The sequence below is a fragment of the Pseudomonas sp. GW821-FHT07G10 genome (genome assembly GCF_059418545.1).
The window spans coordinates 337,280-358,870 of the sequence record NZ_JBWKQB010000001.1; the positions used below are offsets into that span (position 1 = coordinate 337,280).

Genomic DNA, 21,591 nt, shown 5'->3' on the forward strand with positions numbered 1-21,591 from the left:
CAAGGTATGAGTCGCAAGCAGCAATTGCTCAAGCGCCATCGGCGCAACAAGCGTATCGGCTTGCTGATCGGTCTGGTGCTGTTGATCGCGATTGGTCTGCTGGTGGCCTGGTGGCTGCCGTTGTTGCTCGGCGTGCTGGCCTGGGTGGCCCACGAGGCATGGTTCGCCGACCATCTGTTCTACTCGGTCAAAGATGATTACGACTACGGCTTCCCGGCTGACAGCAAAAAGCTCAAGGTCCGCCTCGACGGTGGGCGCGTACTTCTGGACGAATCATCGAGCCTGACTGGCGACGAAACCCTGGTGTTGGCGATCCAGGTCAAGAGTCGCTGGCTGGGGCGTTTCCTGGACCCGGCCGTTGAAATGACGGGTACCCAGAGCCCGGACCGACAGACCTTCGAACGCGGCGTGAATGGCGTGCGCTACCTCAATCTCAGTGGCTTGGCCGGACCTCTGACGAGCGGCGAGTTGCGCCTTCGCGGACGCTTTTGCCGACTGCTCGGTGAGCCGACGCTGTGGTCATTTCGGTATCCCGACTACCGCCGTCAACGGGTGATGGTCATTGCGCCTCACGCCGATGATGCCGAACTGGCTGCCTTCGGTTTGTACAGCCAGGCCGATGAAGCCTGGATCGTCACTATGACGGCTGGTGAGATCGAAGCTGAACACTATCAACAGATGGGGCTGAACCCTGTCGATGCGGCGCGAATCAAGGGCCGCTTGCGTGCCTGGGACAGCATTGCCGTGCCGCGCTGGGCGGGGGTACCCGAGGCACATTGCGTGCAGTTGGGGTATTTCTGCTTGCAACTGGCCGCCATGCAGGCTGCGCCGGATCAGCCAATGGCCTCCCGGGAAGCGGACTTGAGCGATACCCGGCTGTTCCGCCAATTGAACCCGTTCTCCCTGCCCGGCGACAGCGACGGCGCACCGACCTGGAATAATCTGCTGGCCGATTTACGCGAGTTGCTGCTCAAGGCTCGCCCGCAAGTCATTGTGCTGCCGCACCCCTCGCTGGACCCGCACCCGGACCACCGCTGCGCTCAGGCTGCGGTGCTGGAAGCGTTGCAGGGGCTGGACTGGCAGCCTACAACCTTGCTTGGGTATGCCAACCACCTGCATGACAATGATCGCTGGCCGATGGGCGACTCAGGTGCCGGCATCGCCTTGCCGCCGGTGTTTGACTCGACGCAAGTACTGCAGCCGTACTCATTGCCTTTGTCTGTCGCGCAGCAGCGCGATAAAGCCATGGCGTTGGGGATGATGCATGACCTGCAACCGCGACTGCCGTTCAAGCGTCGTTTGCGCCGCTCGATACAGTGGCTTCTGGCTGGCAGAGCGCCGTCGCCTTTTGGAGAGAACGAGTTTTTTCGCAAGTCTGTCAGACGTCATGAGCTGTTATGGTTTTTGAAGCATGAATAAAGCCGCACGGGTATAGCATCGCCTCGTATTCTCTTCTCTGTAGTGAGCCCTCTGTGATTAATCCGTGCCCCCGCATTCTTTTCATTATTCCTTATTTCGGTCGCTGGCCGTTCTGGATGCCGTTCTTTCTCGAAAGCTGCCGGCGCAATGCGGATATCGACTGGCTGTTGTTCAGTGACTGCGGTAGTCCGCAGAACCTGCCAGACAACGTAAAAATCGAGAGCATCGGTTTCAGCGAATACTGCCAATTGGTATCGCGACGCTTGAATATCGATTTTTCGCCTGATGCGGCTTACAAACTCTGTGACATCAAACCAGCGCTCGGCCATATCCATGTCGATCGCCTGGCGGGTTATGATTTCTGGGCTTTCGGCGATATTGATCTGGTGTATGGTGACCTGCGTCGCTACTTCACGGCTGAGCGATTGGCCGGTTATGACCTGTTTTCGACCCATGAGCGGCGGGTCGCCGGGCACCTGTGCCTGATGCGCAATACCGCTCGCCAACGTGAGTGCTTCATGCGGATCGAGAACTGGCAAAAACGGTTTACCGATCAGCAGCACCATGCTCTGGATGAAGGAGCGTTCAGCCGGATCTTCCTTTGGCGCAAGAACTTTCCCAAGCCGTTTTTCAAGCTGGTCGGCAAGTTCAATCCGTGGCGGCGACGGAGTGAGTTTACCGAAGCGTTCAGCACGCCTGGCGGGGTTATCAAGTGGCATGATGGCAGCGATCGTTTCCCCAAACTCTGGTATTGGCGTGACGGTCAGCTGACCAATGATCGTGATGGCGATCGCTCGTTTCCGTATTTCCACTTCGTTTGCTGGAAACGCAATGAGTGGTCAGGGTTGGCTGACCCCGATTCTGAGCACGTAAAAGGATTGGCTGCCGAGTCGGCCTGGGTCATTGATGCAATAGGTTTTGATCGGGGATGAGCTATGAGTCAGCGTTCCAAGGTCCTGCAGCTGCAGCCGGACTACAACGTTAAAGCACACGATTTTGCCGACCTTGCGGAGCAGATCGTCAAAGCCCTGCCGGTAGAGCGCTATGAAGTGACCGCGGCGTTTTTGCGCGGCCGGCCGGGGCAGGGTGAGGCAGTGAGCCGTGCCGATCGCTCGGTCTATTTCGAATTTACCGACAAGTCCCTGAAGGGAATGCGCCTGCGAGCCATGTGGCGGTTGTATCAGTTTTGCCGAAAAGAAAAGTTTGATGTGGTCATTTGCAACCGCTTCAAGCCGGTGAACATGCTGCTGCAACTCAATCGCTGGCTGAAAATACCGTTGTGTATCGGTATTTCTCATGGCTTCGGCGAGTACGACCGTTTTTACCGGCGGCGACAGACCCAAAGCCTCGTCGACGGCCACTGGCGTTTTGTCGGCGTGTCGCCGGCCGTCAAACAGTACTTGCTGGATTGTGATTGCGGCTTCACTGACCGCAATACCTTTGCAATTACCAATGCCATTGATATCGAGCAGGCTGAAAGCTTGCAGCACTCGCGTGAGCGTTCGCGCGAATTGTTGGGGATTGATCCGTCGGTACGCTTGATCGGCGCGCTTGGGCGTTTGGTGCCGGTTAAAGGGCATACCTATTTATTGCAGGCTTTTGCCGCGCTTAAAGACAAATATCCCCAGACGCAACTGGCGATCATCGGCGCCGGTCGTGAAGAAGCGCGTTTGAGCTGTGAGATTGAGCGATTGGGTCTGGGCGGTCGTGCGCATCTTTTGGGGTTCAAGGAAAACGCTCTGCAGTATGTTCGCGCGTTCGATATCTGGACCATGCCCTCGTTGGCCGAGGGATTGGGCCTGGCGTTACTCGAAGGCATGAGCGGCCATTTGCCGGTGATTGCCTCGAGTGTACCGGCCATGCTTCCGCTTGTTCAGGGCGCTGGCGGTCTTGCCGTCGAGCCTGCGGATGTCCCGTCTCTTGTCAGGGCGCTGGATACGTATCTGGGGCTTTCGGACGAGGACCTCAAAACCAAAGGTGAGCAGGCCTACCGTTATCTGCGAGAACAGCACGATATCGACGTGTTCCGTCAGGAGTACCTGGATCTTATTCAGTCCGGGCTGCGCCAGGCGGGCAAGGAGCAAGCATGACGAGTCACTCTCCGCTGGTTACGGTGATTATCGCCTCCTACAACCATGGCCCCTACATTGAGGAAAGTATCCTCAGCGTACTGGCGCAGACCTATAGTCCCATTGAATTGCTGGTTGTCGACGATGGCTCCACGGACGACAGCGTCGAGCGGATAACCCGGTTGCAGGCCGAACACGGTTTCGATTTCCGGGTCCAGAAAAACCAGGGATTGACCAACACCCTCAACGACGCCATCGCGCGTTCCAAGGGCGAGTTCATTGCCCCTTTTGGCTCCGATGACATCATGATGCCCGATCGCATTGCGATTCAGGTGGCGCACATGGCGGACAAGCCCGAAGTGGGCATCTGTGCCGGCAATATCGAGTTGATCGATTCGAACGGTAAGTTGTTTCCGGAGCATCGTCAGCGACGGGATGTGCCGTTTCGTCGTCTGGATTTCGACGACATGTTCCTGGAGCGCAAGCCCTATCCACCGGCCCCCACCCTGTTGATTCGTCGCCAGGCGCTGGAAAAGGTGGGTGGGTTCGATCCGAGCATCCGCCTGGAGGACCTGCTGATCGAGTTGAAGATCACCCGGGCCGGGTATTACATCGATGGGTTGGGTGTGGTGATGGCACGTTACCGCAAACACGAGACCAATACCTATAAGAACAACCGCTTCATGATTGACAACATTCTGCGCACGTTCGCCTTGTTCAGCGATCACCCCGAGTATGAAGCCGTGAAGTACAAGGCGCTCAACTCGATGTTTCTTAAAACCGCCAACCGCGACACTGTTCTGGCGCGAGAATTATTGGCCACTATCCCGTTCAAGTGGTGGACCCGTAAAACCTTTCGAGGCCTGATGCGCTGGGCGGGTTACGCCGTGAAAAGCGCGCTGGGTATTCGTTCAAGTGCCAAATAGCGGCGGAGGAACCAGGGTGGGGTGGATTCAGGATTTTTTCGCTAAACGGGCCAGGCGCGCCATTCGCAAGCTGCCCAGGATCGAGCGGGGAGGGGCGCGCTTTCGCCAGCGTTACCCGGGTTTCGCGTTCGGCACGGGGAGCTACGGCTTGCCGCTGGTACACGACTGGCAGGAAGGCTCGACGTTGAGCATTGGCGCCTACTGCTCGATAGCCGAAGGTGTGCAGATATTCCTGGGGGGGCATCACCGCGCCGAGTGGGTCACCACTTACCCGTTCCCTGCAATGCTGCCTGAGGCCGAGTACATCAAGGGCTATGCCTTCAGCCGTGGCGATGTGGTGATTGGCAGTGATGTCTGGCTCTGTTCCAACTGCACCATCCTTTCCGGTGTGACCATTGGGCATGGTGCCATTGTGGCCGCGGGCGCAGTGGTTTCCAGGGATGTTGAACCGTACTCGGTGGTTGGCGGTAACCCTGCGCAAGTTCTCAAGTGGCGCTTTTCCGAAGACGTACGCGCCCAGTTGCTGGAGACCGCCTGGTGGGATTGGCCGCAGGCCGAGATAACCGAGATGGTTGGCAAGCTCTGCTCTGAGAATATTCAGAGCTTTCTTGCCTATGCCTCTCAACGGTGAGTCAGGGGAGTGTGGGCATTGCTCAATTTCGACACATTTTGTAAGCATTGCAGTCCGCCATTTTTTGCCGGCGCCCTCGGTCATGCCTTGTCCGAGACCCTGAGCATCGACGGCAAGCTGGCTACAGCCATGGTCATCGGGGCTCGCTTGTCGACGTACTACGGCTGCTGTGTATTGAGGTTGGCATGATCCTGGATGTTTCCGGCGACAGTTGGGCCGACAAGGCTCATGCCCTGGACCGCTATCGCTGGCGGCGGTTGCGCGAGCGTCATTCCTGGCTGGGCAGCCTCTTGCGCTTTGGCCGGGACGCTTGCGCAGACTGGTTGTTCGGTTGGAGGGCGCAGGCGCGCCTGGCGGCCGAGGTTGTGGCCGAGCCCTGCGATTTCCTGTTGCTGCAGTCGGCATCCAAAGTCATTGCCTTGCAGCGCAAGAAACTGCTGATTGCGGCCCTGCGCGCTAATGGTCACTCACTGGTGGAAACCGCGCTGCAGGTGCCAGAGACCATTCTTGCCCAGCGTCTGCTCAAGCATCCGCAGCAGTCGGTGCCACTGCGCTATTTTGGCTATGCCGCGCATGCCGAGTGGCTGGTGGCCCACCACCAGCCGAAGATTCTGCTCAACGACCGTAACGGCAGCCTGTATGCGCCTTTCCTGCGCCTGGCGCTGAACCGGCGCCATTGCCTGCTGGTGCACCTGGCGCACGCGACCACGGTCGAGTCTTCGAGACGTCTGGGCATGAACGACTACGATTACTACTTCATGTTCGGTCGCAGTTCGCTGGAGGCCCTGCAGTCCCGCCCGCTGCGCTTCGGCAGTTCGAATGCGGTACTGTCCGGCTCGCACATGATTGACGTTGCCTACGACCTGCCGGCGCCCGACCCCGAGCGACAGGTGCTGCTGGTCCTGGGCGTCGGTCCGGACAAAGAGAAGGAGCGCGGTTACCAGCGAACCTACGCCCTGTTGCGCGACTGGGCGGCGCAGCACCCGGAGTACCGGATGCTGATCAAGGCGCATCCGCGTAGCCATGTGCCGTTTTGGCACGGCGCCGCCGCTGCATTGCCCAACGTGCAGGTCCTGGACCGTGGAGTCGGTCTGGCCGCAGCGCTGGAGCAGGCTTCGGTCGTGGTGAACATCATGTCTAACGCGGTTATCGAGGCAGCGCTGGCGCGACGTCCGGTCATTTATGTCAATGCCGGTGAACATCACGACATTTTTTCCCAGGAGCGCTTCCTGGGCGAGCGTGTCACCACGGCTGCAGAGCTGGCCGAGCGGGTAGCCTGGGTCCGGGACAACTATTCGCAGTGCCTGGAGCGGGCCCGGCATTTCGCCGAGTTTCACCTGGCGCACGGGGTAGACGGATTGAACACCACCATCGGGTTGTTGGTCGGTCTGCTGCAGGCAGAACCTGTGCCCTCTCAGGTGCTTGACGGCACCGTTCAGTAGGGGCCGCGAGTCAGGCCATGCACATTAATAATCACGGTTGCGGTGGTGAACGGAAATGATTTGGCCTTTTGCACATGCCTGCGTTATCAATCTCGACAGCAGGAAAGATCGCTGGGCCCGCATACAGGCACACTTGCACAGTCTGGGGCTGCAGGCCGAGCGCTTCAGTGCGGTATCGATGCATCGGCTGGACGATGACCCGCCTTCGCCGCAACTGCGCGAATTTCTGCTTCGCGTCGATGGCGACAGCGACAGGTTTGAACACAAGTTGCGCGCTACCTGGGCCTGCATGCGCAGCCATCTTGCCGTGATTGCCATGGCCAAGGCTCGCGGTTGGCCGCAGGTGCTGGTCCTGGAGGACGATTGCGAGTTTGAGTCCTATGCGCCTGCGGTCCTGCGTCGGGTGCCAGCACAGTTGTCGTCACAGGATTGGACCATGCTGTACCTGGGGGGCACGCTGAAGAAGGGCGGGCAGGCGCGCAATGTTTCAGCCAACCTGGTGGCGGTCAACCGGGTGCGCCTGGCTCATGCCTACGTGGTCAGGGCAGAGCTCTATGATCGGATCCTGCAGGAGGCCCCGCTCAGCGGGCTGCCGCTTGACTGGTATTACTCGGAGAGTCTCCTGCCCACGACCTGCGCGTTCCTTGTGCGGCCCCTGCTGGCCCGGCAGAGCCTGATGGTCATGAGTGATATCGAGCAGGTGGTACGCAAGCCCAAGCTCAAGACCCGACAACTCCTGGGCCGGCTGGCTGCGCGCCTTCGCTACGGCCTGTTCGGATAGTGTGCCGGCAGTAGCGAGGAGGCACCTCAGGTTCAATCAGCTCGCCAAGCCAAGGGCGTGCACTTGCTTGTGCATGCATTTGACTGCGTTGTCCGGTGCCAGGGTGGCGTAGCCCTGAAGCAGATTGGTAAAGTGCGCATCGAACAGCCAGCAGCGGTCTTGCGTGTAACGCTGCATATGGCGCAGGTTGCGTCGACGAAGCTCCAGGTTCAAGGACGAGGGCAGGAGGCGCAAGTCCGCCAGATCGATCAGGCCGAACCCGCCGTCCTCCAGCAAAAGAACGTTGCCAAGGTGCAATGAGCGGAAATAGACCCCGTGTTCGTGCAGTTCTGCCAGAAAACTCCCGAAACGTTGCACCAGTGCCTGGCGAACGCTCACGCTGGGCATGCCTTGCAGCACCTGGCGCAGGGTTCTGCCTGACAGGGGCAGATAGCGTACGGCGCTGCTGCCATTGGGCATGTGGTACAGCTCGAGGATCGGTGGGGTGTTCAGGCCTGCACGGGCCAGGCGCTGGCTGTTTTCGGCGAAGCGCTCGGAATAGGGGTAGAAGCTGCCATAGGTATACCAGTTGCGGGCACGGAACAGCTTCAGAAAACTGCCATCCTCGAGCTTGAGGACTTTGGGACCAAGGCCGTCTTCTTCGACCACCTGAGCGTTGGCTGTCATGCGTTGAGCGTCGTCGGCAGCGAGGCTGCGAACCGCAAGCCTCGACAGACGATTGGTACGCTGCGCAATGCTCAGCGCGGCCATCAGTGCCAGCGGAATCCACAGCAGGAACCAATGCTCCCTGGGGGTGTAGAGGATATCGCCACCCTCTGTCAGGCTGGCCCCTATACCGAATACCATCAGGGTCGACGCCAGGATAAACAGCGGTTGCGAGCGCTGGCGCCAGCAGTCGAACAGCCCTCGAAGCTGCATGGCCAGCCAGGGCAGGAGCCCGATGATGCCGACATAGAAGAGTACGCCCAAGGCAAAGTTATGGGGTTCGCTGAAGGCATACCCAACCCCCGGATCGATGCTCAGGGTCGCGTCATAGCCATGGCCAATCCAGGGCGCATCAGCGATCAGATGCAGCGCCTGTCTCCAGATTTCGAAGCGGTAGGAGTCGCCGCGGGCCAGGATCATCTCCGGGAAAGCGGCCAGCACGCTTGCGGCAGTGACGCCCATGATGGCCAGCAGCAACAGCGAACGACGGTTCCAGCAAATGAATGCCAGCCAGAGGCCTGCCATGGCGATGGCAACCAGAGGCGTTCTGGAACTGGTTGCCAGGGCGGCCGCGAACATGATCAGAAAGGCTGGGGCAATGCCGAGCAGCAGCTTCGGGTTGCGCACGGTCATGCCCAGAAAAAACCAGTAAGTGCAGAAAAAACCGAACAGGTGGGAGCTGAGCAAGGGGTTGTCAAAGGCGCCCCCGCCGATCATCCGATCGCCCGGTGCATAGTGCGACAGGAAAATATAAAGATCGAACACGCTGGCGGCCAAAGCAATCAGGGCCGCGGCCAGCAGGACGGGCTTGAGGCTTTCAGCGCGGTAGCGCAGCAGGAGGCTGGCGCCAGCAAAGAGCATGAAAATATACAGCGGTGGTTTTGCCAGGCTTATCAGGCTGGCTTGCGTAGGGCTCCAGTTCAGCGACAGCAGCGCCCAGCCGGAAAAAAGCAGGAATGCCTGAACCAGCGGCTCTCTCAGGATGATCTTCAGTTCGCTGGGGCGTATGCACAGGGCGATCAGGGCGGGGGCGCTCACCAGGCCGTAAAACAGCTTTTGGTGGGTACCGCGCGCAGGCAGAAAAAACAGCCCGCAAAGCAAAAGAAAAAAGCCGAGAGGCAGCACCCACAGGCAGATGAAATCGAAAACCCGGGCCGCGTTGGTGTTGATCCTGCTGGATGGCATGATGAACTGTATTCCGATTAAGGGCCGATAATACTAGCGCATCTATCTACCCTGGTCCGCCGGAATATTGCCACCGAGCCCCCGGTTCGAACGATCCCGGCTGAGACCGGAGGAAGCTGTGATAAAGTCAGCATCCTTTTTTTGAAAACTTCGCGTGATATGACCGACTCCAGTCTCTCCGCAAGCCCTTCGAGCTTGAAAATCTACTTCCGACTCCTCGGTTATGTGCGGCCTTACATCGGCCTGTTCATGCTGAGTATTGTCGGCTTCCTGATTTTCGCCTCGACTCAGCCGATGCTTGGCTACGTGCTCAAGTATTTCGTCGATGGCCTGTCCAATCCCGAGGCCGCGTTGTTCCCCTCGATCCCCTATCTGCGCGATCTGCAATTGATGCATGCAGTCCCCTTGCTGATCATTCTGATCGCCGCGTGGCAGGGTGCCGGTTCATTCCTGGGCAACTTCTTCCTGGCCAGGGTCTCGCTGGGCCTGGTTCATGATTTGCGCGTGCAGCTGTTCAACAACCTGCTGGTGCTGCCGAATCGTTACTTCGATAAGCACAACTCCGGGCATCTGATTTCACGCATCACGTTCAACGTGACCATGGTTACGGGAGCGGCGACAGATGCGATCAAGGTCGTGTTCCGGGAGGGCATGACGGTTGTATTCCTGTTTATCTCCCTGCTGATCATGAACTGGCGTCTGACACTGGTGATGGTTGCCATCCTGCCGCTGATTGCGTTCATGGTGAGTCGCGCCAGCTCCAAGTTCCGCAAGCAGAGCAAGAAGATCCAGGTGGCGATGGGCGACGTGACCCATGTGGCCTCCGAGACCATCCAGGGTTATCGCGTGGTCCGCAGCTTCGGCGGTGAAATCTACGAGCGCGACCGTTTCGAACGCGCGAGTCAGAGCAACACCGACAAGCAACTGCGCATGACCCGTACCAGCGCCATCTACACGCCGATGCTGCAGCTGGTGATCTACACCGCCATGGCAGTGCTGATGTTCCTGGTGTTGGCTCTGCGCGGTGATGCGTCGGCGGGCGACATGGTGGCGTACATCACCCTTGCCGGCTTGCTGCCTAAACCGATTCGTCAGCTTTCGGAAGTCAGTTCGACGATCCAGAAGGGCGTTGCCGGTGCCGAGAGCATTTTCGAGCAATTGGATGTGGAGCCCGAAATCGACAAAGGCAGTGTCGAGCGTGACTCTGTCACGGGGCGACTCGAGGTGAGTCACCTCAGCTTCACCTACCCGGGTACCGACCGTCAGGTGCTCGATGACATCAGTTTTTCTGTCGACCCGGGGCAAATGGTCGCCCTGGTTGGCCGTTCAGGGAGTGGCAAGTCGACTCTGGCCAATCTGATTCCGCGTTTCTATCACCACGATAAAGGCGAGATTCTTCTCGATGGGACTGAGGTCGAGCAGTACAAGCTGCTGAACCTGCGTCGGCATATCGCTCAAGTGACGCAGCATGTCACCTTGTTCAGTGACACTGTGGCCAACAACATTGCCTACGGAGACCTCGCTGGTGCTCCCCGCGAAGATATCGAGAAGGCAGCGACGGATGCCTATGCCATGGACTTCATCGCGCAGTTGCCTCAAGGCCTGGACACCCAGGTGGGAGAGAACGGTGTGCTGTTGTCCGGCGGCCAGCGTCAGCGTCTTGCAATTGCCCGGGCGCTGTTGAAAAACGCCCCGCTGTTGATTCTCGACGAGGCGACGTCAGCCCTTGATACCGAATCCGAGCGGCATATTCAGGCAGCTCTGGATCAGGTGATGAAAGGCCGTACGACGCTGGTGATAGCCCACCGTTTGTCGACCATTGAAAAAGCCGACCTGATCCTGGTCATGGATCAGGGCCGGATTGTCGAGCGCGGTACCCATTCCGAGCTCCTGGCGAAGAATGGCTATTACGCTCGATTGAATGCACTGGGCCTCGATGCGCCCGCACCGCAAGATATCGCCTGATACCCACTTCAGGGTGAGCCATGCTCACCCTGAACCGCCTCGGCGTGCAACGCGCTCAGGGCGTTTGTATCCAGATCCTTACATTCTTGACTATGTCTAAATAAATTTCCGCATTTCACCTGCTACGGTTCTAGCATGAATCATTGGCTTCGGGGTGGCTATCCGCCTCGCGTGGGTACCGGAATGTTGCAGCGCTTCTTATGGAAGTTATTACCCAAACAGCAACGAGCGTTTTTGCTGGGGCGTTTGTCGGTTGTGGATCGGCAAGTCGTGAACAAGTCGATGTCGGCCAATGTGCGCTTCCCTCAGGCTTTCCAGCAGCGCTCCTGTGTGTTCATTCACGTCCCCAAGTGTGCAGGGAGCAGCGTTTGCTCCGCGCTATTCGACGGCTGGATGCCGGGGCATTTGCCGCTGTATTGGTACGAACAGCAATTTCCCGAGCAGTTTTCCCGTAGTTTCAAATTCGCCTTTGTTCGTGACCCTTTGGAGCGGGCCTATTCGGCCTACGCTTTCCTGCGTTGCAACGACCTGGGGCGGCGCGACCGACTGGCCCAGACGCTGGTCAGTCATTACCGTGACTTCGATGATTTTATTGGTCGCTGGCTGCATCCAGATAATATCAAGAAGCAGCTGCATTTCGCCGCCCAGACCGACTTCCTGGTCGACTCCATGGGGCATATGGCGATGGATTTCGTGGGTTATCAGGAACACCTGGATCGTGACTTTCAACTGTTGTGCGAGCATTTTGGTGGTGTCTCGCCATTACCCCATCTGAATCGCTCCCAGCATCGCCAATCGACGCCCGCTCGTGATTTTTGCTCGGCACGCACTCGCCGTCTGGTGCGTCGGGTCTACCAGCGTGACTATGAGATGCTCGGCTATGAATAAATCGTCGTTTATCTACGAGCAACCTCCGCAGATCCGCCCCTATGCAATGTCACTGTCGCCAACCGCCCGGGCGGCACTCAAGAATCAGCAGCCGCGTTGTGTCTGGCTGACGGGGCTGTCCGGTGCTGGCAAGTCGACCCTGGCCAATGCCCTTGAGCTGCAGCTCAATGAGCGTGGTCTGCACACCTTTGTGCTCGACGGCGATAACGTGCGCAATGGACTATGCAATGACCTGGGCATGAGCCCCGAGGCGCGCAAGGAAAATATCCGGCGCATTGCCGAAGTGGCGCGGTTGATGGTCGACGCCGGGTTGATTGTGATTGTCTCGGCGATTTCACCGTTTCGCGCCGATCGTGCGGCGGCCCGCGCCTTGTTCGGCCCGGATGAATTTCTTGAGGTGTATGTGAGCACACCGTTCGATATCTGCGCCCGGCGTGACCCAAAAGGACTGTATCAAGCAGCGCTGCAAGGGCGGCTCAAGGACTTCACCGGCCTCGACAGCCCTTATGAAGCACCGCAGCAGGCTGACTGCGAGATCAATACCGACGAGGTGGAACTGTCGGATGCAATCCAGGGTGTGATGGATGCTCTGCTCAAAAAATGAGCAGGTTTTTCGTGTGATTCAAGCCTATTGAAGCCGTCGAACTAGGTAGCGTTCACCCTGTGTTAATATCGCGCCCCTGTTCATTCTGTATGTGGGTTGCTCCATGAAGTTGTCCATGCCGCGATTCGATCAAGCCCCTGTCTTGGTGGTCGGCGATGTCATGCTCGACCGTTACTGGCATGGTGGTACCTCACGGATTTCCCCTGAGGCGCCGGTGCCGGTGGTCAAGGTCGAGCAAATCGAGGACCGCCCGGGCGGTGCCGCCAACGTTGCCTTGAACATTGCCGCTCTCGGCGCACCCGCTTCCCTGGTCGGTGTGACCGGTGATGACGAGGCCGCCGATAGCCTGGCCAACAGTCTGCGTGGTGCAGGTGTGCGGGCGCTGTTCCAGCGCATCCCCCACCAGCCAACCATCGTCAAGCTGCGGGTCATGAGTCGTCACCAGCAACTGCTGCGGATCGACTTCGAAGAACCCTTCGCCACCGATGCGCTGGCATTGGCTGCCGAGGTCAACGAGCTGCTTGAAGGTATCAAAGTGCTGGTGCTGTCCGACTACGGCAAAGGCGCGTTGAGAAATCATCAGGTGCTGATCCAGGCTGCGCGCGCGCGTGGCATTCCGGTGTTGGCTGATCCAAAAGGCAAAGACTTTTCGATCTATCGCGGTGCCAGTCTGATCACACCCAACCTCAGTGAGTTCGAAACCATCGTTGGTGGTTGCGCCGATGAGCATGAGTTGGTGACCAAGGGCGCCAAATTGATGCACGACCTCCAGCTGGGTGCCTTGCTGGTAACCCGTGGCGAACACGGCATGACGCTGTTGCGCCCCGATCAACCGGCGTTGCATTTGCCGGCTCGTGCTCGTGAAGTGTTCGACGTGACGGGTGCCGGCGACACCGTGATTTCCACCTTGGCAGCAGCTATCGCTGCCGGTGAAGAGTTGCCGCATGCCGTGGCTCTGGCCAATCTGGCGGCGGGTATCGTAGTCGGCAAGTTGGGTACGGCGGCGATCAGTGCGCCTGAACTGCGTCGCGCCATCCAGCGCGAGGAAGGCTCCGAGCGTGGTGTGTTGAGCCTCGACCAGTTGTTGCTGGCGATCGACGATGCGCGCGCGCATAAAGAGAAGATCGTCTTCACCAACGGTTGCTTTGACATCCTGCATGCCGGACATGTGACCTATCTGGAGCAAGCTCGGGCGCAAGGCGATCGCTTGATCGTTGCGGTCAATGACGATGCTTCGGTCAGCCGCCTGAAAGGGCCGGGTCGACCGATCAACAGTGTCGACCGGCGCATGGCGGTATTGGCCGGTCTGGGCGCGGTGGACTGGGTCATCAGCTTCCCTGAGGGTACACCTGAAAATCTGCTGGCTCAGGTCAAGCCGGATGTGCTGGTCAAGGGTGGCGATTACGGTATCGACCAGGTTGTGGGCGCGGACATCGTCAGCGCTTATGGCGGCACGGTGAAAGTGCTGGGGCTGGTTGAAAACAGCTCGACCACGGCGATCGTCGAGAAGATTCGTAATAACTGAAGCTGCGCGGTCATTGTGGCGAGGGGGTAAGCCCCCTCGCCACAGGTTAGCGTGCAACGCTCCTGGGTACGATCTTCTTCAGCAGCTGCCGCGCCTTGCCGGTCAGGCGTTTGAAGCCTGAATCATTCGCCGGGTGGTTCAAGCCTTGCTGCTTGAGCCAGTCCTTCCAGCGAATCCGCTCATCGCGCACCAGCCAGCCGTCCTGCCGGGCAAAGCTTTCTGCCAGATACAGGCCACGAGTGCTGGCCGCGTATAGATGACCCTTTTTCAAGGTATAGAGCTCGGCCAAGGGCTCGCCATCCTCAAGCGGCATCAGATAAAGGTCAGGCCGTTTGCGGTCCAGGCGAGCGACCAGTTGATCACCCTCCAGACGCTCATCGACGTGGAACAGGCTCAGTGATTTGGCTTCTTTCGGAACATCCAGACGCAAGTCGTAAATCAACTGCAGCGAAGCCGTGGGCAGATGTACGTAGGCTCTTGGGCGTTCGATCAGTTGCATATTGGCGCAACGCACCGGCCGCGCCGCGCCGGAGAATGGCGTCAGACGAAAGGGCAGGGCTTCGCGGTAATGCAGGGCAGTCGAATAAGGCGCCGGCAGCCAGGTGTCGTTGAAGCGCCCGCTGAGCCAGCCTTCAGGCGTTTCCAGCAGGCACTCTTCAGCGATCTCCTGAATCGCGGTGTGCAGCGGCAGGTTCAATTCGTGGGCCGGTACATAACCGGAGATCAGCTTGAGCACGACATCACCACGGTCCTGACGTCGTTGGCGAACCAAAACCCAGTAATCTCGATTCTGCCAATGCAGGGTCAGACGAACCGATACCCCGAGGTTGGCCAGTTCGAGAGAAAAACGCTGGGCGTCAGCGACCATGACCGGGCGACGACGCTGCAGGGTTTGCGAAAAATTCAGCGGCATCCCGATACTCTGATAGCTCAGGCCTTCGGGAGTCGCTTCGACGATCAACGGCAGGGTTTTGAAGTTGCTGGGGTTCTTTCTAATGAGCGTGCGCGGCATCTCAGCTCCTTCCTGCGTCGGGGGCGGCCGCGGCGGCGGCGTCAGTTTCTGCGCAAAACCTGCGCGACAGTCGCCGCATTGTGGGCGAGGTGCAGCGGATTAATGGTCCCGACAATAGCACTGGCAACACCGGGATGCTCAAACAGCAATTGGAAGCTGGCGCGGACCGGGTCAACACCCGGGCTCAAACAGACATGACCGCTGGCCAAAGCCTTTTTCACCAGAATGCCTTTGCCGTGTGCGGCAGCATAGTCGATGACCGGCCGCTCAGCCTGTTCGTTGAGATTGTAGGTGACCATGGCGCAATCGCCTTGCTCCAGAGCCTTCAAACCACCTTCGACGGTCTTGCCGGAAAAGCCGAAGCCATGAATTTTGCCTTCACGCTTGAGCTCGGCCAGGGTCTGGTAGACCTCGCTGTCGTTGAGAATGGCCAGATCGTTGCCGTCCGAGTGCACCAGCACCAGATCGATGAAATCGGTTTCCAGGCGTTGCAGGCTACGCTCGACCGAGAAACGCGTGTGTTCGGCGCTGAAATCGTGGTGCGACAGGCCGTCGGAAAACTCCTCGCCGACCTTGCTGACAATCACCCACTCTTGCCGCTGGCCGCGCAGCAACGGGCCGAGTCGCTCTTCACTGCGGCCATAGGCCGGGGCGGTGTCGATCAGGTTGATACCCAGGTCGCGAGCCAGTTTGAGCAGCATTCGTGCTTCGTCATCGTCGGGAATCTGGAACCCATTGGGATACTTCACCCCTTGGTCGCGACCCAGTTTGACGGTGCCCAGGCCCAGCGGCGAGACCAGCAGGCCGGTGCTGCCAAGTGGGCGATGCAGGTCGTGCAAGGTGGCCTGGCTCATGGCAACAGCTGCTCCCAGACGGCCTGTGCCATCGGCGGCTTCGGCAGTTCGGGCAAGGCCGCCGCGTGGCTTGGCTGAATGCCATCGCGGTCCAGCGCGGCCAGGACGCGATCGGCGAAGTCCGGCGCCAAAGCCAGTTTGGTAGGCCAGCCCACCAACAGACGATCCTGTTCGGCGAGGAAGGCGTTGTCTGGACGGGTCAGGCCCGATTGCGCCGGCTCGGCCCGATCAACCCGCAAGGTCGCCCATTGCGCCTGGCTCAGGTCGACCCACGGCAGCAGATTGCCGAGCTCTTTCTGCGCCGCAGCGATTTGCGCAGCCGGTTCACGGGCGACGCCTTCGGCTTCGGCGATATCACCACCCAGATACCAGACCCACTGGCCATCGGCCGCCGGGTGCGTGGTGACAGTGATTCGCGGCTTCGGCCCGCCACCCAGGCAGTGGGCGTACAGAGGTTTGAGGGTCGGGCCTTTGACGATGATCATGTGTAATGGCCGACGTTGCATCGCCGGCTGGCTCAGACCCAAAGCCGTGAGCAAGTCGGCATTGCCGGCTCCAGCACTGAGGACAATGCGTTGCGCGCGGATTTCCCGCCGATCGACCCGCAGTCCGACCAGTTCGCCGTTTTCCACAAGAGGCTCGATTGTCTGACCGGCCAGCAGGCCGTCACCGGCCAATTGGGCCAGGCGCTCGATAACACTCGGCACGTCGACCACCAACTCCGCCAGCCGATAGACCTTGCCCTTGAAGCGGCGGTCTTGCAGCGCTGGCGGCAGTTGATCGCCCTTGACCTGATCGACCCTGCCGCGCACGGCTTTACTGGCGAAAAAACTGGTGAGGTTGCCGGCAATCGTGCCGGGGGACCACAGATAGTGGGCTTCGGAGAGCAGGCGTACACCGGACAGGTCCAGCTCGCCGGTACCCGCCAAGGCTTCGCGCCAGCGGCGTGGCATGTCGGCGATGGCTTCAGATGCGCCGGTCAGCGCGCCGTGCAACGCGTACTTGGCGCCGCCGTGAATGATCCCTTGAGACTTCACGCTTTGCCCGCCGCCGAGGCTGGCGCTTTCCACCAGCACAGTCGAAAAGCCCTGGCGACGCAGGCGCGCGTTCAGCCAGAGGCCGGCAATCCCGGCGCCGACAATCAGAACGTCGGTGGAAATAACGGATGGCATGCGGCGACCTCAGTGTTCAGACTAGGGGCGCAGTATACAGATTCATATTCACCGGATCCCCCTGTAGCAGCTGCCGAAGGCTGCGTCCGGCCGTGAAACGGTCGCAATCAGGGCAATCCGGTGTTGCTGGTAGACCGAATTCCAAGCCATTTTCGACTGCTGCCAGCCGGACGCAGCCTTCGGCAGCGGCTACGAAACTGCGTAGCGTTGCTGCTTTTTCAATGCCCGGCAGTTTTCGAGAATAGCTGGATCACCACCACCCCCAGAACGATCATTCCCATGCCGACGACTGCCGGGATGTCGAGTTTTTGCCCGTAGATAAACAGCGCCGCGATGCTGACCATCACGATGCCCATGCCGGCCCAGATCGCGTAGGTCACCCCGACCGGGATGCTGCGCACCACCAGGGTCAGCATCCAGAAGGCGATGCCATAACCGACGATGATCAACAGCAGGGGGAGCGGAGTGCTGAGGCCTTTGACCGCTTTCATCGAAACAGTGGCGATCACTTCGGCGCAGATGGCGATGGCCAGGTAGTAGTAAGCGTTCATGGGCGATTCCTCGTGTTTTGGCCTGCTTGATGAGGTCGGCATTCTAGAGATTGTGGAGATGGGGTAAAGTCATTGCCTATCTGATTTGAAGATGGGTTGAGTGATGAGCATTCAGTGGAATCTGGAGCAGATGCGGCTGTTTGTCAGCGTTGCCGAGCAACGCTCGTTTTCTGCGGTGGCTCGCGACCAGCGCAAGGCACAGTCGGCGGTCAGCAGTTCGATTGCGATGCTGGAAGCGGATCTGGGCGTAAGCCTGTTCGAACGCAGCAGTGGCCGCCAGCCGCGTCTGACCGAGGCCGGCAGTGCGTTGCTGGAAGAGGCGCGGGAAGTCTTGCGCCAGTGCGAACGCCTCAATGGCCGGGCACTGGCGCTGATGCGCGGTCAGGAAGCGCGTTTGCGCCTGGCCCAGGACGAAGCGATGCCTTTTCAGCCAGTGCTCAACAGTCTTGAGGCGTTGGCCGAGCGTTTTCCCGGCGTTGAAGTACAACTGGCCAGCGGTGCTCAAGGTGACGTGGCGCGCAAGCTGGTTGAGCGGCGCGCCGACCTGGGTTTGCTGTTTCACCACGAGCACATGCCCGAAGCCCTTGAGCGTCGGGCTCTGGGTAGCGTTGAGATGGTCACCGTGTGTGCGGTCGGGCACCCGCTGGCGAACGAGAAGCACGTCAATCGCCAACAGTTGGCCCGGCATCGGCAATTGCTGATTGCCCCGCAGTTGAGCGGATATCCAGGCGGCGAGCAGGTCAGCCCGCAGGTCTGGCGCGCCGACAGTTTCTACGTGATGGCCGAATGGCTGATGCGCGGTCTGGGCTGGGCCTGGTTACCGCGGCACGTGGTGCAGTACCCGGCGTATCAGGGGCAGATGGTCGAGCTGGTCAGCGAATGGACCCCGCCGGCGCTGGTGGTGGAGCTGGTCTGGCGCCGCGACGAGCCCCTTGGTCCGGCCGCACGCTGGCTGGCGGAACGTTTTGCCGTGCACTTGCAGGCGATCGGCTAAAAAACCGATAAACTCCGCCGCCATGAATAGAACTCTATACACCTTGCTGTTTTATCTCGGGCTGCCATTGGTGGCGTTGCGTCTGTGGCTAAGGGCGCGCAAGGCGCCGGCCTACGCCAAGCGAATTGGCGAACGCTTTTCCATTGGTTTGCCAGCCCTGCAGCCGGGCGGGATCTGGGTGCACGCGGTTTCCGTAGGCGAAAGCATTGCCGCCGCACCGATGATCCGAGGCTTGCTCGAACGTTACCCACAGTTGCCAATCACCGTGACCTGCATGACCCCGACTGGCTCGCAGCGGATCAGCGAGATGTTCGCTGGCGAACCGCGAATTCAACACTGCTATCTGTCTTACGACTTGCCGTGTGCTGCGGCGCGGTTTCTCGAACGGGTCCAGCCGAAACTGGCGGTGATCATGGAAACCGAGCTCTGGCCCAATCATATTCATCAGTGCGCCAAACGCGGGATTCCCGTGGCGCTGGCCAATGCACGGTTATCGCAGCGTTCGGCCAGGGGCTATGGCCGTTTTGCAAAGCTGACTCAGCCGATGCTTGGCGAAATGAGCTGGTTCGCGGTGCAGACCGAGGCTGAGGCGCAGCGTTTTCGTGATCTTGGTGCGCGGCCTGACACGGTCGAGGTGACCGGCTCTATCAAGTTCGATCTGAGCATCAATCCGCAATTGCTGGCGCGCGCCACCGACTTGCGTCGCCAATGGCAAGCCATGGAACGTCCGGTGTGGATCGCCGCAAGTACCCACGAAGGTGAGGATGAGGTGGTGCTGGCGGCCCATCGACAGTTGCTCGCCAGCCATCCGGATGCGTTGCTGATTCTGGTGCCGCGTCATCCGGAAAGGTTCAACCCGGTGTTCGAGTTGTGTCAGCGACAGGGTTTTACTACCGTACGCCGCTCCTCGTCTGAACCCGTCACCGCGAACACCTCCGTGTTGCTCGGTGACACCATGGGCGAGCTGCTGTTTCTCTATGCGCTGGCAGACAGTGCCTTTGTCGGCGGCAGCCTGGTGGCCAGCGGCGGGCATAACCTGCTGGAGCCGGCCGCGCTGGCCAAACCGGTGCTGAGCGGCCCGCACTTGTTCAACTTCCTCGAAATCGCGGCGCTGTTGCGAGAGGCCGGAGCGTTGCAGGAAGTAGATGATGCGCAAGGTTTGGCGGTAGCGGTACAGCGGCTGTTCGAGTTACCGCACGATGCGCAGAAGATGGCTGAGGCGGGACTCAAGGTGATGCACGCCAATCAAGGAGCGCTAAAGCGCTTGCTGGATGGGTTGGGGCGGTTGATGCACTAGGGCCGAGCATCGCCACAAAAAGCCCGCTCGGCTCCCGCCGCAAAAAATCAATACCCGGGATTAGCCTTGAGCTGCTCCTGTGCGGCCTTGGCCAGGTCCGGTGGCAGGAAGTCTTTGTCCGGGTTGTAGTCGGCTTTCAGGTAGCGCGACAGATCCTGCAAATCCCCAGGGTTCAACGTCCCGGCCGCCTGTTTCAGGCGCAGGTTGTCGAGGATGTAGTCGTAGCGCGTGTTGTTGTAATTGCGTACCGAGGTGTAGAGCTGGCGCTGAGCGTCCAGCACGTCGAGGATATTGCGCGTTCCCACCTGATAGCCGATTTCCGTGGCTTGCACTGCGCTCTGGTTGGAGATGATCGACTGACGGCGTGCCTGCACCTGCTCGACGTCGGTATTTACTGCCCGGTGCAGGTTGCGCGTGTTCTCCACCACTTGCCGGCGCAGGGCTTCACGTTGCTGTTCAGTCTGGCTCAGTCGCGAATAGGACTCGCGAACCTGCGAACTGGTCAGGCCGCCGCTGTACAACGGAATATTGAGTTGCAGACCGACGGAGCGTTGCTCGACGTTGCCACCGAATGGTTGGCCAAAGGTCGGGTTGCTGAAACCGAGGGCGTCGTTGTCGCCTTTCTTGTACTGCGCAACAGCGTCCAGTGTTGGCGCATGACCGGCCTTGCGCTGTTTGAGGGTCTCCTCGGCTGCGCTGACCGCGTAGTTGCTGGCCAGCAGATTGAGGTTCTGTCTGGCGGCGGTGTCGACCCAGGCCTTGGCATCGTTCGGCGTCGGTGCCAGCACTGGCAGGGTGTGAACGATGCCTTGAATCGAGTTGTACTGGCGGTTGGTCAGGGTGATCAGCGCTTCGAAGGCATCTTCCACCTGGCGCTGGGCAAGAATCCGGTTGGCGCGGGCGGTGTCGTAGCTGGCTTGCGACTGCAGGACGTCGGTCTTGTCCGAGAGGCCGACATCAAAGCGCTCGTTGGATTGATCGAGTTGGCGCTTGAAAGCAGCTTCTTCGGCCTTGGTCGAGGCCAGGTTGTCCTGGGCGCGCAGCACGGCGAAGTAGTTCTCGGCACTTTGCAGGATCAGGTTCTGTTCGGTCGCCGAGAGTTGCAGCGATGCCTGTTCGTTGACCGCTTCTGCGGCTTGCAACTGGAACCAGCGGTCGGCGCGGAACAGCGGCTGGGCCAGGGTCGCCTGATAGACGTGGGCGCTGCGGTTGGCGGTGGTGGCCGGCTGGTCGAATTGCGTGCGCACGTCAGTCACGCTGGCGTCGGCCGAGAGGTTTGGCAGCAGGCCGGCACGGGCCTGGGGAACGACTTCCTTGCGTGCATTGTAATCAGCGCGGGCGGCAGCGATGTCGGCGTTGTTGTTCACCGCTTCCTGGTAGACGCTGACCAGATCGGTTTTGGTCGTTAAGGGCGCTTCTGCTGCCCAGGCCATTCCATTGGACGCACAAGACACGGCGAGGGCCAGTGAGAGTTTGCGCAGCATGAGGCGATCCCTAGAGTGAATATTACGACAATAATTTAAACGCCAAGGCTACGGCGCGCAGTGCAGAGCGTCAAGGCCGGGGTGCCG

The 21,591-nt window shown here is 59.7% G+C and carries 19 protein-coding genes; 13 read left to right on the forward strand and 6 right to left on the reverse strand.

Going from position 1 to position 21,591, the window contains the following annotated elements:
* Positions 1-6 precede the first annotated feature (6 nt).
* From AC07O1_RS01535 to AC07O1_RS01565, 7 genes are all read left to right on the forward strand, one after another.
* Entirely contained in the window at positions 7-1,419 is a 1,413-nt protein-coding gene (locus tag AC07O1_RS01535; protein ID WP_495087721.1) for a PIG-L deacetylase family protein, read from the forward strand.
* A 53-nt stretch (positions 1,420-1,472) separates the two neighbouring features.
* Positions 1,473-2,351, forward strand: a complete 879-nt coding sequence (locus AC07O1_RS01540; protein WP_495087722.1) for a DUF6625 family protein — start codon at positions 1,473-1,475, stop codon at positions 2,349-2,351.
* Between the two features lie 3 nt (positions 2,352-2,354).
* A complete protein-coding gene (locus AC07O1_RS01545; protein WP_495087723.1) occupies positions 2,355-3,509 on the forward strand; it encodes a glycosyltransferase family 4 protein in 1,155 nt (384 codons plus the stop codon).
* The gene (locus AC07O1_RS01550; RefSeq protein WP_495087724.1) at positions 3,506-4,414 is read left to right on the forward strand and encodes a glycosyltransferase; all 909 of its coding nucleotides are present in this window, start codon (positions 3,506-3,508) and stop codon (positions 4,412-4,414) included. Before AC07O1_RS01545 ends, AC07O1_RS01550 begins: the two co-directional genes overlap by 4 nt.
* Before the next feature lie 16 nt (positions 4,415-4,430).
* Positions 4,431-5,045 (forward strand): CatB-related O-acetyltransferase, encoded by a 615-nt coding sequence (locus tag AC07O1_RS01555; protein WP_494993397.1) that lies wholly within the window; start codon positions 4,431-4,433, stop codon positions 5,043-5,045.
* Between the two features lie 185 nt (positions 5,046-5,230).
* Positions 5,231-6,487, forward strand: coding sequence for a capsule biosynthesis protein (locus tag AC07O1_RS01560; protein WP_495087725.1), 1,257 nt, complete (start codon positions 5,231-5,233; stop codon positions 6,485-6,487).
* Between the two features lie 55 nt (positions 6,488-6,542).
* Entirely contained in the window at positions 6,543-7,268 is a 726-nt protein-coding gene (locus tag AC07O1_RS01565; protein ID WP_495087726.1) for a glycosyltransferase family 25 protein, read from the forward strand.
* A 36-nt stretch (positions 7,269-7,304) separates the two neighbouring features.
* Here AC07O1_RS01565 and AC07O1_RS01570 read toward each other — a convergent pair whose 3' ends face one another.
* Positions 7,305-9,158 carry an O-antigen ligase family protein gene (locus tag AC07O1_RS01570; protein WP_495087727.1) on the reverse strand — a complete coding sequence of 618 codons (1,854 nt, stop codon included), beginning with the start codon at positions 9,156-9,158 and terminating at the stop codon, positions 7,305-7,307.
* 159 nt (positions 9,159-9,317) lie between these two features.
* Between AC07O1_RS01570 and msbA the strand changes: the two genes are divergently transcribed.
* The 4 genes from msbA to hldE all read left to right on the forward strand — a co-directional run bounded on the left by msbA (position 9,318) and on the right by hldE (position 14,140).
* Complete coding sequence (gene msbA, locus AC07O1_RS01575) at positions 9,318-11,123, forward strand: lipid A export permease/ATP-binding protein MsbA (RefSeq protein WP_495087883.1); 1,806 nt, start codon at positions 9,318-9,320, stop codon at positions 11,121-11,123.
* 183 nt (positions 11,124-11,306) lie between these two features.
* Positions 11,307-12,011: a sulfotransferase family 2 domain-containing protein gene (locus AC07O1_RS01580; protein ID WP_495087884.1), complete on the forward strand. Its 705-nt coding sequence runs from the start codon at positions 11,307-11,309 to the stop codon at positions 12,009-12,011.
* On the forward strand, positions 12,004-12,615 hold the full coding sequence (gene cysC / locus AC07O1_RS01585) for an adenylyl-sulfate kinase (RefSeq protein ID WP_495013402.1): 612 nt from the start codon (positions 12,004-12,006) through the stop codon (positions 12,613-12,615). The genes AC07O1_RS01580 and cysC overlap by 8 nt, the downstream gene beginning before the upstream one ends.
* A gap of 103 nt (positions 12,616-12,718) precedes the next feature.
* Positions 12,719-14,140, forward strand: coding sequence for a bifunctional D-glycero-beta-D-manno-heptose-7-phosphate kinase/D-glycero-beta-D-manno-heptose 1-phosphate adenylyltransferase HldE (hldE, locus tag AC07O1_RS01590; RefSeq protein ID WP_495087728.1), 1,422 nt, complete (start codon positions 12,719-12,721; stop codon positions 14,138-14,140).
* A gap of 46 nt (positions 14,141-14,186) precedes the next feature.
* On the opposite strand, the gene AC07O1_RS01595 is transcribed toward hldE, so the two are convergent.
* The 4 genes from AC07O1_RS01595 to AC07O1_RS01610 form a co-directional block, all read right to left on the reverse strand.
* Entirely contained in the window at positions 14,187-15,152 is a 966-nt protein-coding gene (locus AC07O1_RS01595; RefSeq protein ID WP_494993403.1) for a metal ABC transporter ATPase, read from the reverse strand.
* A 41-nt stretch (positions 15,153-15,193) separates the two neighbouring features.
* The gene (locus tag AC07O1_RS01600) at positions 15,194-16,006 is read right to left on the reverse strand and encodes an aldo/keto reductase (RefSeq protein WP_494993404.1); all 813 of its coding nucleotides are present in this window, start codon (positions 16,004-16,006) and stop codon (positions 15,194-15,196) included.
* The gene (locus AC07O1_RS01605) at positions 16,003-17,178 is read right to left on the reverse strand and encodes an NAD(P)/FAD-dependent oxidoreductase (protein ID WP_495087729.1); all 1,176 of its coding nucleotides are present in this window, start codon (positions 17,176-17,178) and stop codon (positions 16,003-16,005) included. The genes AC07O1_RS01600 and AC07O1_RS01605 overlap by 4 nt, the downstream gene beginning before the upstream one ends.
* Positions 17,179-17,396: 218 nt before the next feature.
* The gene (locus tag AC07O1_RS01610) at positions 17,397-17,729 is read right to left on the reverse strand and encodes a DMT family transporter (RefSeq protein ID WP_494993406.1); all 333 of its coding nucleotides are present in this window, start codon (positions 17,727-17,729) and stop codon (positions 17,397-17,399) included.
* Between the two features lie 109 nt (positions 17,730-17,838).
* Between AC07O1_RS01610 and AC07O1_RS01615 the strand changes: the two genes are divergently transcribed.
* Entirely contained in the window at positions 17,839-18,723 is an 885-nt protein-coding gene (locus AC07O1_RS01615; protein WP_494993624.1) for a LysR family transcriptional regulator, read from the forward strand.
* Positions 18,724-18,745: 22 nt separating this feature from the next.
* Entirely contained in the window at positions 18,746-20,020 is a 1,275-nt protein-coding gene (gene waaA, locus AC07O1_RS01620; RefSeq protein ID WP_495087730.1) for a lipid IV(A) 3-deoxy-D-manno-octulosonic acid transferase, read from the forward strand.
* Between the two features lie 47 nt (positions 20,021-20,067).
* Here the strand turns inward: waaA and AC07O1_RS01625 are convergent, their stop codons facing one another.
* Positions 20,068-21,504, reverse strand: a complete 1,437-nt coding sequence (locus AC07O1_RS01625) for a TolC family outer membrane protein (RefSeq protein WP_495087731.1) — start codon at positions 21,502-21,504, stop codon at positions 20,068-20,070.
* Positions 21,505-21,591 lie beyond the last annotated feature (87 nt).

What these genes read in the sequence shown, in the direction of transcription:
- AC07O1_RS01535 (WP_495087721.1), top strand. Translation starts at nt 7, where the DNA reads ATGAGTCGCAAGCAGCAATTGCTCAAGCGCCATCGGCGCAACAAGCGT.
- AC07O1_RS01545 (WP_495087723.1), top strand. Translation starts at nt 2,355, where the DNA reads ATGAGTCAGCGTTCCAAGGTCCTGCAGCTGCAGCCGGACTACAACGTT.
- AC07O1_RS01550 (WP_495087724.1), top strand. Translation starts at nt 3,506, where the DNA reads ATGACGAGTCACTCTCCGCTGGTTACGGTGATTATCGCCTCCTACAAC.
- AC07O1_RS01560 (WP_495087725.1), top strand. Translation starts at nt 5,231, where the DNA reads ATGATCCTGGATGTTTCCGGCGACAGTTGGGCCGACAAGGCTCATGCC.
- AC07O1_RS01565 (WP_495087726.1), top strand. Translation starts at nt 6,543, where the DNA reads ATGATTTGGCCTTTTGCACATGCCTGCGTTATCAATCTCGACAGCAGG.
- AC07O1_RS01570 (WP_495087727.1), bottom strand. Translation starts at nt 9,158, where the DNA reads ATGCCATCCAGCAGGATCAACACCAACGCGGCCCGGGTTTTCGATTTC.
- msbA (WP_495087883.1), top strand. Translation starts at nt 9,318, where the DNA reads ATGACCGACTCCAGTCTCTCCGCAAGCCCTTCGAGCTTGAAAATCTAC.
- AC07O1_RS01580 (WP_495087884.1), top strand. Translation starts at nt 11,307, where the DNA reads ATGTTGCAGCGCTTCTTATGGAAGTTATTACCCAAACAGCAACGAGCG.
- cysC (WP_495013402.1), top strand. Translation starts at nt 12,004, where the DNA reads ATGAATAAATCGTCGTTTATCTACGAGCAACCTCCGCAGATCCGCCCC.
- hldE (WP_495087728.1), top strand. Translation starts at nt 12,719, where the DNA reads ATGAAGTTGTCCATGCCGCGATTCGATCAAGCCCCTGTCTTGGTGGTC.
- AC07O1_RS01595 (WP_494993403.1), bottom strand. Translation starts at nt 15,152, where the DNA reads ATGCCGCGCACGCTCATTAGAAAGAACCCCAGCAACTTCAAAACCCTG.
- AC07O1_RS01600 (WP_494993404.1), bottom strand. Translation starts at nt 16,006, where the DNA reads ATGAGCCAGGCCACCTTGCACGACCTGCATCGCCCACTTGGCAGCACC.
- AC07O1_RS01605 (WP_495087729.1), bottom strand. Translation starts at nt 17,178, where the DNA reads ATGCCATCCGTTATTTCCACCGACGTTCTGATTGTCGGCGCCGGGATT.
- AC07O1_RS01610 (WP_494993406.1), bottom strand. Translation starts at nt 17,729, where the DNA reads ATGAACGCTTACTACTACCTGGCCATCGCCATCTGCGCCGAAGTGATC.
- waaA (WP_495087730.1), top strand. Translation starts at nt 18,746, where the DNA reads ATGAATAGAACTCTATACACCTTGCTGTTTTATCTCGGGCTGCCATTG.
- AC07O1_RS01625 (WP_495087731.1), bottom strand. Translation starts at nt 21,504, where the DNA reads ATGCTGCGCAAACTCTCACTGGCCCTCGCCGTGTCTTGTGCGTCCAAT.